At 69.7% G+C, this 13,995-nt stretch carries 12 protein-coding genes; 5 read left to right on the top strand and 7 right to left on the bottom strand.

Translation table 11 applies throughout. The features are described from left to right. The first annotated feature begins 11 nt into the window (after positions 1-11). The 3 genes from ACWPOB_RS13605 (at position 12) to ACWPOB_RS13615 (ending at position 1,462) form a co-directional block, all read left to right on the top strand. Positions 12-611, top strand: a complete 600-nt coding sequence (locus ACWPOB_RS13605) for a histidine phosphatase family protein (protein WP_455401155.1) — start codon at positions 12-14, stop codon at positions 609-611. Positions 612-814: 203 nt separating this feature from the next. Further along, the gene (locus tag ACWPOB_RS13610; RefSeq protein ID WP_100055929.1) at positions 815-1,159 is read left to right on the top strand and encodes a YtxH domain-containing protein; all 345 of its coding nucleotides are present in this window, start codon (positions 815-817) and stop codon (positions 1,157-1,159) included. 147 nt (positions 1,160-1,306) lie between these two features. Next, positions 1,307-1,462: a hypothetical protein gene (locus ACWPOB_RS13615; protein ID WP_455401156.1), complete on the top strand. Its 156-nt coding sequence runs from the start codon at positions 1,307-1,309 to the stop codon at positions 1,460-1,462. A 21-nt stretch (positions 1,463-1,483) separates the two neighbouring features. Here the strand turns inward: ACWPOB_RS13615 and ACWPOB_RS13620 are convergent, their stop codons facing one another. After that, positions 1,484-1,777 carry a putative quinol monooxygenase gene (locus ACWPOB_RS13620; protein WP_100055930.1) on the bottom strand — a complete coding sequence of 98 codons (294 nt, stop codon included), beginning with the start codon at positions 1,775-1,777 and terminating at the stop codon, positions 1,484-1,486. A gap of 62 nt (positions 1,778-1,839) precedes the next feature. On the opposite strand from ACWPOB_RS13620, the gene ACWPOB_RS13625 reads away from it, so the two are divergent. Beyond that, positions 1,840-2,754, top strand: coding sequence for an SDR family NAD(P)-dependent oxidoreductase (locus tag ACWPOB_RS13625; RefSeq protein ID WP_455401157.1), 915 nt, complete (start codon positions 1,840-1,842; stop codon positions 2,752-2,754). Positions 2,755-2,799: 45 nt separating this feature from the next. Here the strand turns inward: ACWPOB_RS13625 and ACWPOB_RS13630 are convergent, their stop codons facing one another. From ACWPOB_RS13630 to ACWPOB_RS13655, 6 genes are all read right to left on the bottom strand, one after another. Then, positions 2,800-3,633 (bottom strand): alpha/beta fold hydrolase, encoded by an 834-nt coding sequence (locus tag ACWPOB_RS13630; RefSeq protein ID WP_455401216.1) that lies wholly within the window; start codon positions 3,631-3,633, stop codon positions 2,800-2,802. 334 nt (positions 3,634-3,967) lie between these two features. Next, positions 3,968-4,882 (bottom strand): cutinase family protein, encoded by a 915-nt coding sequence (locus ACWPOB_RS13635; protein ID WP_455401158.1) that lies wholly within the window; start codon positions 4,880-4,882, stop codon positions 3,968-3,970. A 91-nt stretch (positions 4,883-4,973) separates the two neighbouring features. After that, a complete protein-coding gene (locus ACWPOB_RS13640) occupies positions 4,974-5,753 on the bottom strand; it encodes a YncE family protein (RefSeq protein WP_455401159.1) in 780 nt (259 codons plus the stop codon). 143 nt (positions 5,754-5,896) lie between these two features. Further along, positions 5,897-7,348 (bottom strand): glutamate synthase subunit beta, encoded by a 1,452-nt coding sequence (locus ACWPOB_RS13645; protein ID WP_100055933.1) that lies wholly within the window; start codon positions 7,346-7,348, stop codon positions 5,897-5,899. Continuing rightward, a complete protein-coding gene (gltB, locus tag ACWPOB_RS13650; protein WP_100055934.1) occupies positions 7,341-11,936 on the bottom strand; it encodes a glutamate synthase large subunit in 4,596 nt (1,531 codons plus the stop codon). The genes ACWPOB_RS13645 and gltB overlap by 8 nt, the downstream gene beginning before the upstream one ends. Before the next feature lie 320 nt (positions 11,937-12,256). Next, positions 12,257-12,808 carry a TetR/AcrR family transcriptional regulator gene (locus ACWPOB_RS13655; RefSeq protein WP_100055935.1) on the bottom strand — a complete coding sequence of 184 codons (552 nt, stop codon included), beginning with the start codon at positions 12,806-12,808 and terminating at the stop codon, positions 12,257-12,259. Positions 12,809-12,863: 55 nt separating this feature from the next. On the opposite strand from ACWPOB_RS13655, the gene ACWPOB_RS13660 reads away from it, so the two are divergent. Next, positions 12,864-13,895, top strand: coding sequence for an FAD-dependent monooxygenase (locus ACWPOB_RS13660; protein WP_455401160.1), 1,032 nt, complete (start codon positions 12,864-12,866; stop codon positions 13,893-13,895). Positions 13,896-13,995: the final 100 nt, after the last annotated feature.

Raw genomic sequence — 13,995 nt, forward strand, 5'->3', positions numbered from 1 at the left:
ATCGTGGTGACGTGCAGCTTCTCCTGATTCGCCACGCCCTTCCCGAGCTCGCCCGGGTCAGCGAGGGACGCGCCGACCCGTCGCTGACCGACGAGGGCCACGCACAGGCCGCGCGGCTGCCCACCGCGCTCGAGCCCTACCGCATCGCGCGGCTGTTCAGCAGTCCGCAGCGCCGCGCCCTCGAGACCGCGGTGCCGCTCGCCGAGATCCGGGGGCTGCCGATCACGCAGCTCGAGGGCCTGGCGGAGTACGACTACCACCTCGACCACTACATCCCGTTCCACGTCGCGCAGGAACTCGCGCCGGATGCCGTGGCGCGCATCCGCGCCGGTCAGCTGCCCGATTTCGTGGATGCGGAAGAATTCCGCACCCGCGTTCTCGCCGCCACGCAGCACATCGTCGACACCTGCGACCACGGGGACACCGTCGCCGTGTTCGCCCACGGGGGCGTCATCAACGTCCTGCTCCAGGATCTGCTCGGGCTCGACCGGCCGCTGATGTTCCCCATCGAGTACACGTCGGTGACCCGCATCCTCGTCTCCCGTAACGGCGCCCGGCGGGCCGCATCGGTCAACGAGACCGGGCACGTGCGCGACATGCTCCGCGTCTGATCCGGCCGGATGCCGGTAGTTCGTCGCAACCGGTGTGAAGCGGACCGGATCCGGGTATCGGTACGAGGTGGGCGGAGCCGCGACGACGCGGGCTCCGCGAGGGCGCAGCCGACCGGGCGGTGAGTATCCGTCGGGGGGCGACCGCTGGCCGGCGTCGACGATGCCGGGCCTCACGACCGAGAATCGACGAGCAGGAGATTGCCATGATGAGAGCTCTGACCTTCGCCGCCGGCGCCGCCGTGGGCTTCGTAGTGGGCACCAGGGCCGGGCGCGACACCTACGAGAAGATGCGGGACCAGTCCGCGCAGCTGTGGAACAAGCCTGCCGTGCAGCAGAAGGTCACCGAAGCGAGGGCGACCGTGCAGGAGAAGGCACCGCAGGTGCAGGAGAAGGCCGGCGACCTGGCGAAGAAGGCCGCCGAGAAGGCCCACCTCTCGGGTGGCGGCAACATGGCGCCCGACGCCGCCGGGGGTGGGCCCGCCGTGACTTCCCCCGCCGTCGGCGCGCCGATCGTCCCGCCTGCGCCGGAGGGCAAGCACTCGCTGTAGAACCCCGGCCGCGAATCGGCCCGGTGCCGCATCGGCCGCATTCCGATGCGGCACCGGCGTGCGTACTCGCGTGCCGAACGGGTACACCGAGCGCATACGAGCCGGGTACGAACGGCCCGGCCCGACACGATTGCCACAGGAGGCGACATGACCAGACCCGACGGCGACGGCGACCCGGCAACCACCGACACCGGCAGCGGAGCCCCGGGCGCCGACGACGACGTCCTGTCCGACCCCGCCGAGTGGTCCGGGGAAGGCGGCGCCACCGAGGAGGGCCCGTCCACCGACGTCGAGAACGGGTGAGATCGGACCGGTCTCGAGCCGCTACGCCACGACCGTGAGCGGATGGATCACCGGCGCGGCCGCGAGATGCTCCCCCACGGTCGCCAAGGCGGACGTGAGGTGCCGGGAGGTCATGTGCGCATCGAACGCCTCCTGACCCGTCCAGACCTCAACCGTGACGAACGTGCCGGGCGCCGAGGCGGATTCGAACACCTCGTACGAGACGCAGCCGTCCTCGTCGCGGCTCGCGGCGGCCAGCGCCGCCAGCGCGCCGCGCACCGCATCCTCCGACCCGGGCTTCGCCGGAATGGTCGCAACCACGCGCAGTTCCGTCATCTCTCGACGGTACCGCGCGCGCTTGCCGTGCACGAGCGGCCCGGGCGAGGAAGATGTAACCCATGGGATCGCGGATCGCGGAGATGCGCCGATGGCGCGCAGGGACAGTGGTACATCAGCGCCTGCACGACCTGACCGGGACGCTCGCCGTGGTCACCGGGGCGGGCAGCGGTATCGGCCGCGCGACGGCCCGGGCGTTCTCCGACGTGGGGGCGATCGTCGTGGTCGCCGACCGCAACCTCGACACCGCCCGCGAGACCGCCGAGATGCTCAACACGCCCGACCCCCAGGCCGGCGCCTCCCGGACGGTTTTCGGCGGCGGCGCGCACGCGTACGAACTCGACGTCGCCGACGAGGAGCAGGTGCGGCGGTTCGCCGCGACGGTCCGCTCCCAGCACGGCGTGCCGGACGTGCTCGTCAACAACGCCGGCATCGCCGTGATCGGCACCTTCACCGGCACACCGCAGGAGACGTTCGAGCATGTCATGGACGTCAACTTCTGGGGTGTGGTGTACGGGTGCCGGGCGTTCGGGGAGCAGATGCTCGAGCGCGGCACCGGCGGGCATATCGTGAACGTCGCGTCGGCGGCCGCGTTCACCCCACAGAAGAGCCTCGTCGCCTACTCGACGAGCAAGGCCGCGGTACTGATGTTCACGGACTGCCTGCGGGCGGAACTGATGGTCCACGGGATCGGCGTGAGCGCGATCTGTCCGGGGCTGGTGGGCACCAACCTGGTTCCCAGCGCCGAGATGGTGGGACTCGGCCTCCGGGAGCAGCGCAAGCTCCGCGAGCGGGTCACGGCGCTGTATCGCACCCGAAGCTACCCACCGCAGAAGGTCGGTGAGGCGATCGTCGCCGCGGTGCGGCACAACCGAGCCCTGGTCACCGTGATGCCGGAAGCGAAGGCCCGGCAGTGGATCAGCCGGCTCGCCCCACCGGCGATGCGATTCGGCGCGCGCTTCGAACTGGACCGATGAGCGCCGTGCGGTGCTGCACCGGCCGGCGCAGCACCGCACGGCGTTCTACTTGGCGAGGAACTCGAGCAGGGCCGCGTTGACCTCTTCGCCGTGCGTCCACAGCAGCCCGTGCGGGGCGCCTTCGATCTCGACGTAGTCGGCTGCGGGCAGGCGCTTGGCGAACTCCCGAGCGGTGGCGTCGATGGGCAGGATGTTGTCGGCGGTGCCGTGGACGATCAGTGCCGGCACGTCGATCTTCGGGATGTCCTCGCGGAAGTCGGTGAGCCAGGTGGGTTGGGCGGCGACCGACGCATACGGTGAGGCCCCCGCGGCCACCTGCCAGCTGGCTCGCAGAGCCTCCTCGCTCAGTCGAGTGCCGAGGTAGTCGTCGGTGTTGAAGAAGTTCCGGAAGAAGTCCGTGAAGAAGGCGTACCGATCCGCCTCGACCGCGGCCCGCAGACCGTCGAAGACCTCCCGGGGTACACCGGTCGGATTGTCGTCGGTGCGTAGCAGGAACGGTTCGAGGGATCCGAGGAAGGCCGCCTTCGCCACCCGCTGCGAGCCGTGGGTCCCCAGGTAGCGGCCGACCTCACCGGTGCCCATGGAGAAACCGACGAGTACCACGTCCCGCAGATCGAGGGTGGACAGGACGGTGTGAAGGTCCGCGGCGAAGGTGTCGTAGTCGTAGCCGATCGTCGGCTTGCTCGAGCGTCCGAAGCCCCGACGGTCGTAGGTGATGACGCGGTAGCCGGCCTCGAGCAATACGGCGGTCTGCTTCTCCCACGACGTGCCGCTCAGCGGATAGCCGTGGATGAGTACCACCGGTTGCCCGGAACCGTGGTCCTCGTAGTAGAGCTCGATCGGGGTGGAGTTCTCGGTGCCGACGGCGATGTAGCCCATCATGGTCCTCTCGTAGCTGGAGACGTACCACTGGTTTCGGAAAGCCAGGTGCGAGCCTATAGCGATCTCTCGGACATCTCCGCCCGTCACCACGAATTGACCGCCGACACCGGCATACCCGTGTACTTCTGCGAGCCACACCCACCCTGGCACCGAGGAACATCGATCGGGAGACCCTGCGCGAACTGGCCGATGCGGGCAACGGGATCGCTCTGGACCGGCTGGCCGACCTCGCCGATACAGCCGGTGACCTCGGGGAGCTGAGCGAGTTGTTGGACGAGGGAGCCGTGCACGCCGGGTTCCTGCTCACTCGGCTCGCGGACCTGACGGTCCGTCAGACCTTGGACGCCAGCCAGTTCCGCAGCCACGTCGTGGCCGAGGTGCCGTTCACGTCGACCGCGTAGTTGGAGTAGTCCTGGTGGATCTGCGACTCGTAGAACTGCCGGAGCTTGATCTCGCGTTCGTCGTTGGCCTGCTCGGTGAGCTGGGACTGCAGGATGGGCAGACCGCCCGCGTTCATCAGGTCCAGGTAGATGGCGTCGGCCTCGGCGCGGTACCGGTCGACGGCGGACGGGTCGCCGCCGGAGGCCATCGCGAGGAATCCGGCGGCGCGCGTGACGAAATCGTCCTTGGGCGTCGAGCAGTACAGGTCGCCCACGGCGCAGAAGGTGCGGACGTCGCCGCTGACGAATCCGAACCCGCCCATGCGGGGCCCGCCGGCGCCGTTGCCCGCGACGGGCGGGCCGACCAGGGTGTCCGCCTCGGAACGGCGCGGGTCGGAGAGCAGGCCGACCGCGGCAAGCCGATGCGGCGGGACCACACCGAAGCCCGTGCCGATCTCGGCGGCGAGATCGCCGGCCGCGTCGGCGCCCTGGCTGTAGCCGACGAGGGCGAACCGGGCGCCGGGGCACGCGGCCGCGGTGGCGGCGACGATGCCGCGGGCGTTGTCGACGGCCTCCTGCCGCGAGGCACCGTAGACCTCACCCTCCCACGGGAACGCCGTCGCGGCGTACCGGACGTAGTCCACCCGGGTGCCGGCGGGAAGGCCGGAGGTGACCGCGGCGAGCATGCCGTTGCCCCGCTGGGGATCGGGGGTGTTCGAGGTTTCCCACGTGCCCGGCACGGCGACGACCTGTAGCTTCGGGCATCCGGCCGGGTCGGCCTGGGCCGCGGGGGCCGTCGCGACCGACCCCACCACGGTCGCCGCGGCGACCGCCACCAGCGTCAACGCACTTCTCAACCCCACCACGGCCCCCTGAGGTCTCCTGCCGATTTCGACTCCGTCACGAAATGATGCCTAAGAAATATGACACAAAGATGAACGGGATGGGAGAGCATCTTTACTCGCGCAGGACGGTCACCACTCCTCCGCCGATGTTGGTGACGAACACGTTCCCCGCCCCGTAGTCGACCGCCGTCCCCACCGTGCCGCGGTCCACCACGCGCTGCAGCTGCCCCGGACGGTCCACGACGGTCACCGCCGAGCCGCCGATGTTGGTGACGAAGACGTTGCCGGTCAACGGATCCGTGACCACGACGCCGGGAGGCAGCAGCTCCGCCGGCAGCGGTCCGACGGTCGGATCGTGGTCCGCGATCGTCACGTTGCCGGCGCCGATGTTCGTCACGTAGACGCCGTCGGTGCCGGCGTCGAGCGTGAGTTCGGGGGTGAGGCCCGCGAGCGGGGACGCCGCCGGCCTCTCCGCGGACGGCGGCGGCCCGGCGAGAGTGCGGTCGCGGTCGACGGTGACCGTGCCGACGCCGAGATTGGTGACCGCGACGTTGCCGTTACCGCCGTCCACGCGCATCTCGACGGGCGCGCCGGAGGACTCACCGGCCGCACTGGTGGCCGGCCGCGGCGGCACGGTCACCGACACGCCACCCGGTCCCAGGTTCGTGATGCACGAGTTACCCGCTCCCCCATCGACTCCGAGGAGGCGCAGGCCGTCGTACCCGACCACCGGCGGGGCCTGCGGCGTGCCGTTCACGGTGACGGCGCCGCCGACGTTGCGTACGCACTCGCCGGGGGCCTGCGCGCCGGCGGGAGCGGCCGCCAGTACCGCCACGGTTCCGGCCCCGAGCATTCCGGCCGCAAGTGATCGTCTCGTGATCCGGTGACCCATGCGCACGACCATAACGCGCGAACCGTCCCGAACGGACGAAACGGAAAGGGCGCGCCCACCGGATTTCCGGTGGGCGCGCCCGTCGTGGGTTCTGCTACCTCAGCGCTGTCACACCGAGCGCTCAGCGCTGTCGCATTGAGCGCTCAGCGCTGCGGCATCGTGGTGGTGGTGATCGGCGAAGGGAGCACCGTTGCACCCTCGAGGTACCGATCGACCGCCGCCGCGCAGGAACGACCCTCCGCGATGGCCCACACGATGAGCGACTGACCACGGCCCATGTCGCCGGCGACGAAGACGCCGTCGACGTTGGTGGCCCACTCCGTCGAGCGGGCGACGTTGCCGCGCTCGTTCAGGTCCACGCCGAGGTCGGTGAGCAGGCCCGGCTTCTCGGGGCCGACGAAGCCCATGGCGAGCAGCACCAGATCGGCCTCGAGTTCGAAGTCGGTGCCCTCGACCTTCTCGAAGCGGCCGTTCACCATCTTCACCTCGTGCGCCTTCAGGGCGGCGACCTTGCCGTCCTTGCCGACGAACTGCTCGGTGTTGACGGAGAACACGCGCTCGCCGCCCTCCTCGTGCGCGGAGGACACGCGGTACATCAGCGGGTAGGTCGGCCACGGGGTCGACTCGGCGCGCTGCTCCGGCGGACGCGGCATGATCTCGAACTGGTGCACGCTGGCCGCGCCCTGACGATGCGAGGTGCCGAGGCAGTCGGCGCCGGTGTCACCGCCACCGATGATGACGACCTTCTTGCCCTTCGCCGTGATGGTCGGCTCCGGCAGGTCGCCGAGCTGCACGCGGTTGGCGATCGGCAGGAACTCCATCGCCTGGTGGATGCCGTCGAGCTCACGACCGGGGATCGGCAGGTCGCGGGCCGCGGTGGCGCCACCGGCGAGCACGACCGCGTCGAACTGCTCGCGCAGCTCGTCGGCGGTGATGTCGACACCGACGTTGACGCCCGCCTTGAAGACGGTGCCCTCGGCCTCCATCTGCGTGAGGCGGCGGTCGATGACGGCCTTCTCCATCTTGAACTCGGGGATGCCGTAGCGCAGCAGACCACCGATGCGGTCCTCGCGCTCGAACACGGTCACGGCGTGGCCGGCGCGGGTGAGCTGCTGCGCTGCAGCCAGACCCGCCGGACCGGAGCCGACGACCGCGACCTTCTTGCCGGTCAGCTTCGACGGCATGACCGGCGCGACCCAGCCCTCGTCGAAGGCCTTCTCGATGAGCTCGACCTCGACCTGCTTGATGGTCACCGGGTCCTGGTTGATGCCCAGGACACACGAGGCCTCACACGGCGCGGGGCACAGCCGGCCGGTGAACTCCGGGAAGTTGTTGGTGGCGTGCAGACGTTCGATGCCGTCGTTCCACTTGCCCTTGTAGGCCAGGTCGTTCCACTCGGGAATCAGGTTCCCGAGGGGGCAACCGTTGTGGCAGAACGGGATACCGCAGTCCATGCAGCGGCTGGCCTGGACCTGGAGGGTGTCGAGCGGGAACGGCTCGTACACCTCCTTCCAGTCGAGCAGCCGCAGCGGAACCGGCCGGCGCACAGGGGTTTCGCGCGAGCCGTGCTTGAGGAAACCGGTCGGATCAGCCACGAGCCGCCTCCATGATCGCCTCGTCCACGTTCGCGCCTCGAATCTCGGCGTCCTTGATTGCCATGAGTACCTTCTTGTAATCGCGAGGCATGACCTTCGCGAAGTGACTGACCTGCTGCGACCAGTCGGCCAGAATGCGGGCTGCAACCTCGGAGCCCGTCTCGTCACGATGGCGCTCGATGGCGCCCTTGAGCCAGAGGAAGTCCTCGCCCTCGAGGTCCTCGAGATCGACCAGCTCGGTGTTCAGGTTGTCCTCGAAGTCGCGATCGGGGTTGTACACGAACGCAACACCACCGGACATGCCGGCGCCGAAGTTGCGTCCGGTCTTGCCCAGAATGACCACCTTGCCACCGGTCATGTACTCGCAGCCGTGGTCGCCGACGCCTTCGACGACGGCCGTGGCACCCGAGTTACGCACGGCGAACCGCTCACCCGCCACGCCGCGGATGAGGGCCTCGCCCCTGGTGGCACCGAACAGGATCACGTTGCCGGCGACGATGTTGTCCTCGGCGACGAAGCCCGGCGCCGCGTTCAGCGGCGGGCGGACGACGATCCGGCCACCGGACAGGCCCTTGCCGACGAAGTCGTTGGCGTCGCCGAACAGCCGCAGCGTGATGCCCTTGGGCACGAACGCGCCGAAGCTGTTGCCGGCCGAACCGGTGAAGGTGATGTCGATCGTGTTGTCCGGCAAGCCCTCCCCGCCGTACACCTTGGTGAGCTCGTGGCCGAGCATGGTGCCGACGGTGCGGTTGACGTTGGCGATCTTGGTCTCGATCGTCACCGGCGTACCCGACTCGAGCGCCGGCCTCGCCTGCGTGATGAGCTCGTTGTCGAGCGCCTTGTCCAGCGCGTGGTCCTGCTCCTTGGTGCAGTGCAGGTCCTGCTCGCTGAAGATCGGCGAACGGGTCTGCTCCAGCAGCGGCGACAGGTCCAGCTTCGAGGCACGGTAATGGTCGACGGCCTTGGTGGTGTCGAGCATGTCGACCCGGCCGATCGCCTCGTCGAGGGAGCGGAAGCCCAGCTCGGCCAGGTACTCGCGCACCTCCTCGGCGATGTAGAGCATGAAGTTCTCGACGAACTCCGGCTTGCCGGTGAACCGCTTGCGCAGCACCGGGTTCTGCGTCGCCACGCCCACCGGGCAGGTGTCGAGATGGCACACGCGCATCATGATGCAGCCGGACACCACCAGCGGAGCGGTGGCGAAGCCGAACTCCTCACCGCCGAGCAGGGCGGCGATGACCACGTCGCGGCCGGTCTTCATCTGCCCGTCCACCTGCACGACGATGCGGTCGCGCAGACCGTTGAGCAGCAGCGTCTGCTGCGTCTCGGCGAGGCCGAGCTCCCACGGCGCACCCGCGTGCTTGAGCGAGGTCAGCGGGGAGGCACCGGTGCCACCGTCGTGACCGGAGATCAGCACCACATCGGCGTGGGCCTTCGACACACCCGCGGCGACGGTGCCGACACCGATCTCGGAGACCAGCTTCACGTGGATGCGGGCCTGCGGGTTGGCGTTCTTCAGGTCGTGGATCAGCTGCGCGAGATCCTCGATCGAGTAGATGTCGTGGTGCGGCGGCGGCGAGATCAGGCCCACGCCCGGCGTCGAACCACGCACCTCGGCGACCCACGGGTACACCTTGTGCGGCGGCAGCTGACCACCCTCACCCGGCTTGGCGCCCTGCGCCATCTTGATCTGGATGTCGGTGCAGTTCGTCAGGTAGTGCGCGGTGACACCGAACCGGCCGGAGGCGACCTGCTTGATCGCCGAGCGACGCCAGTCGCCGTTCTCGTCCGGGGTGAAGCGGTCCGGATGCTCGCCGCCCTCACCGGAGTTCGAGCGGGCGCCGAGACGGTTCATGGCGATCGCGAGGGTCTCGTGCGCCTCCGCGGAGATCGAGCCGTAGCTCATCGCGCCCGTGGAGAACCGCTTGACGATCTCGCTCGCCGGCTCGACCTCCTCGAGCGGCACCGCCGGGCGGGCATCCTTGCGGAACTCGAACAGGCCACGCAGCGACGCGAGCCGCTCCGACTGGTCGTCGACCAGCTTGGTGTACTCCTTGAAGATCGAGTACTGCCCGGTGCGGGTGGCGTGCTGGAGCTTGAACACCGTGTCCGGGTTGAACAGGTGGTACTCACCCTCGCGGCGCCACTGGTACTCGCCGCCGACCTCGAGCTCGCGGTGGGCGTGCTCCGACGGACGGTCCATGAAGGCGAGGGAGTGCCGGGCGGCGACGTCCTGGGCGATCTCGTCGAGGCCGATGCCTCCGAGCTGCGACTGCATCCCGGTGAAGTACTCGTCGACGATCTCCTGCGAGAGGCCGATCACCTGGAACAGCTGCGCACCGGTGTAGGAGGCGAGCGTGGAGATGCCCATCTTGGACATCACCTTGAGCACGCCCTTCGACGCGGCCTTGATGTAGTTCGCGAGGGCCTTGTCGAGGGTGATGCCGTCCGGCAGGTCGCCGTTCTGCAGCAGCTCGTCGATGGTCTCGAAGGCCATGTACGGGTTGACCACGGCCGCACCGAAACCGCACAGCGCGGCGATGTGGTGCACCTCGCGGGCGTCGCCGGCCTCGACGAGCAGGCCCACCTTGGTGCGGGTCTTCTCGCGGACGAGGTGGTGGTGCACCGCGGAGGTGAGCAGCAGCGACGGGATCGGCGCGAGATTCTCGTCGGACTCGCGGTCCGACAGCAGGATCAGGCGCGCGCCCTTCTCGATGGCCTCGGAGACCTCGCCGCGGATGTTCTCGAGCGCGCGGCGCAGACCCTCGCCGCCCTCGGCGACGGGGTACAGACCACGGATGATGACGCTGTTGAAGCCGGGGAACTTACCGTCGTCGTTGACGTGGATCAGCTTCTGCAGGTCGTCGTTGTCGATGACCGGAGCGGAGACGAGGATCTGCCGGCACGAGTCGGCGGTCGGGTTCAGCAGGTCGCCCTCGGGCCCGAGCATGCCGCCCAGGCTGGTGACGACCTCCTCGCGGATGGCGTCGAGCGGCGGATTGGTGACCTGCGCGAACAGCTGCGAGAAGTAGTCGAACAGCATCCGCGGACGCGAGGAGAGCACCGCGATGGGGGTGTCGGTGCCCATCGAGCCGAGCGCCTCGATGCCGGTCGCCGCCATCGGCTTGACGAGGAGGTCGACCTCTTCGTTGGTGTAGCCGAACACCTGCTGCCGCAACACGACCCGCTCGTGCGACATATAGGTGTACTTGCTCTCGGGCAGATCCTCGAGCCGGGCGATGCCCTGGTCGATCCACTCCTGGTAGGGGTGCTCGGCGGCGAGGGCGCTCTTGATCTCCTCGTCGTCGATGATGCGGCCCTGCGAGGTGTCGACGAGGAACATGCGACCGGGCTGCATGCGCAGCTTGCGCACGACCTTCTGCGGTTCGATGTCGAGCACGCCCACCTCGGAGGCCATGATCACGAGGCCGTCGTCGGTGACCCACACGCGCGACGGGCGCAGGCCGTTGCGGTCGAGGACCGCGCCGACGACGGTGCCGTCGGTGAAGCACACCGACGCCGGACCGTCCCACGGCTCCATGAGCGCCGCGTGGTACTCGTAGAACGCGCGACGGGCCGGGTCCATGGACTCGTGCCGCTCCCACGCCTCGGGGATCATCATGAGCACGGCGTGCGGCAGGCTGCGGCCGCCGAGGTGCAGGAGCTCGAGCACCTCGTCGAAGCGGGCCGTGTCGGACGCGCCCTCGGTGCAGACCGGGAAGATCTTCTCGAGCTTCTCGCTGCCGCCGAACACGTCGGAGTCGATGAGCGCCTCGCGGGCACGCATCCAGTTGGCATTGCCGGTGACGGTGTTGATCTCGCCGTTGTGGGCGACGCGGCGGAACGGGTGCGCCAGCGGCCACGACGGGAAGGTGTTGGTGGAGAAGCGCGAGTGCACCAGGCCCAGCGCCGACTCGACGCGCTGGTCCTGCAGATCGAGGTAGAAGCCCTCGAGCTGCGGCGTGGTGAGCATGCCCTTGTAGACGAAGGTCGACGCCGACAGGCTCGGGAAGTACACCGTCTCGCTGCCGGGGCCGTCCTGGCCGGCGCCTTCGCGGCCGAGCTCGTGCTCGGTGCGCTTGCGGACCACGTAGGCCCGGCGCTCGAGCTCGAGGCCACCGAGGGTCCGGTCGGGCGAGGTGACGAAGATCTGGCGGAAGCTCGGCATCGCCTGCCGGGCCAGCGTTCCCAGGTCGGCGGGGTCGACGGGAACCTCGCGCCAGCCGAGGACCTGCAGGCCCTCCTCGGCGACGATCGCGTCGACCGCGGCGACGGCCTCGTCGGCGGCCTTCTCGTCCTGCGGCAGGAAGGCGATGCCGGTGGCGTAGAAGCCGATCGGCGGCAGGTCGAAGTCGACGACCTCACGGAGGAAGCGGTCGGGGACCTGGATGAGAATGCCGGCACCGTCGCCGGTGTTCGACTCGGAGCCCGCTGCGCCGCGGTGCTCGAGGTTCACCAGGGCGGTGATCGCCTTCTCCACGATGTCCCGGCTGCGGCGACCATGCATGTCGACGACGAATGCGACACCACAGGAGTCGTGCTCGTTCGCCGGGTGGTAGAGCCCTTGCGGCCCGGGAAGATGCTTCATACCTAGCCTTCGTTGCGTTAGATTGCAGCGACGACCAGCAGCGCTGATGGCCATCTACTTGCGTGAGCAAGTACCGACACGTGGTGGATCGGCACCGATCACCGTTCAGTATCCGCCCTTCCGCGACGATGCGGGTGCCAATTTTCGGCAGCTCGGGCCGGACCTCCCGGTCGGCTTGGACGTCGTGTGTCCACCGTGTTGCATACAACGATATGTCAGTCTCCGGGGGACGACGCAACCAAGGCTATCCTATCCATCCCTAACGAGCCGGTGACCGCCCGTTAACACGCGGTTGACGCGCGGCCGGGCGGCGCGCCTCGTCACCGCAGCGCGCGCACCATCCGGCGGAGGTCGTCGCGCGGGTCGAGATCCGCATCGTCCGAGGTCAGACGGTGCAGGATCATCCCGTCGAGGTGGTCGGTGAGCACGCGCGCCCCGGCGACGGGATCCGAGGATCCGAGGGCGGCGAGCACCGCCAGACCCATGCCCCGCAGTTCGTCGCGGCGTCGCTGCACGGACCGTCGCAGCGACGGCGAGGCGGTGGCCTCGACGAACAGCGCGAACCGGGCGCGGGTACGTACGGCATCGGGGCCTGTCGCGAACATCACGTACCCGGCGAGCATTTCGACGAGCTCCTCCTCGGTGCGCGGGAGGTTTCCGCCGCCGAGGACGGCGACGTCGGCCCGGTCACGCTCGACAAGGCGGTCGAGGACGCCCTCGAGCAGGGCCCGGCGGGTGCGGAAGTAGTTCGACGTGGAACCGGCCGGCACGCCGGCGGCCGCGTCCGCCCCGCGATGGGTGAGCCCGCGCAACCCTTCCCGGCCGAGCAGGTCGATCGCGGCGTCGAGCACCGCTGCGCGCTTGTCGGTCACCTCTCGATACTACAACAGTAGTGACATGACACTACATCCGTAGTACCTTGACTTCATGACCAGGAACAACAGCGGCAAGGCCGCGATCCTCGGCGGGGGCATCGGCGGGCTCACCGCAGCGAATGCACTGATCCGGCGGGGCTGGCACGTCGACGTGTTCGAGCGCTCCCCGGCGCTGCCGCCCACCGGGACGGCCCTGGGAATGTGGCCGGCCGCGCTCGACGCACTCGCCTCGGCAGGGCTCGGCGGCGGCGTCGAGCGCCTCGGCGTCGCACTGGACCGCGGCGCGATCCTGCGGCCCGACGGCCGCGAGCTCGCACGGTTTCGCACCCGGCGTCCCGCCGTACTGCTCTCCCGGCCGGCCCTGCTGGACCTGCTCGCCGCGGGCCTGCCCGACGAGGTGGTACGGCTCGGCCGGTCCGCTCCGCCGCTGACCGAGCTCGCCGGCTACGACGTCGTGATCGGCGCGGACGGCATCAACAGCCCGACCCGTGACGCCCTCTTCGGCCCGGACCGCCGGCCCGTCCACGCCGGCATCGCGGCGTGGCGCGGCTGGGTGGACGGCACCGTGGACACCGCGACCGAGACGTGGGGGGCGGGCGCGCTGTTCGGGATCACGCCCCGCGAGGGTGGCCTGATCAACTGGTTCGCAGCCGTCCGTGCGCCGGCCGGCACCACCGGCGGCGTCGGCGACCTCGTCGCCCGGTTCGGCGACTGGCATCCGGCCGTGCGCGACGTGCTGAACCGCCTGGATCCGGCGACGGTGCTCCACCACGAGATCTACCAGTCCCCGCCGCTGCCGTCGTACGTGCGCGGCAACGTCGCACTGCTCGGCGACGCCGCCCACGCCATGACCCCCAACCTCGGCCGCGGTGCCTGCGAGGCGATCGTCGACGCGGCCACCCTGGCGGATCTGCTCGCCCGGTTCGACGTGCCCGAGGCGCTCGGCCGCTACGACCGGGCCCGGCGACGCACCACCCGGCTCCTCGTGCGGGCGTCGCACGCGGCGAGCCGGGTGACCACCGCCGAGCGCTGGACGGGCCTGCGCGACGCAGTGGTCGGCCTCGCGACCCGGCGAGGGGCGTGACGCGTCCACCGGTGCGTCTGACCTGCTGTACTGCAACAACTTTCGAACGGAAGCCGACGTCCGCACCGGACCCCCGGCCCGGCGACCACGCTCGTGTTCC

The sequence above is a fragment of the Rhodococcus sp. 2H158 genome, assembly GCF_053764755.1.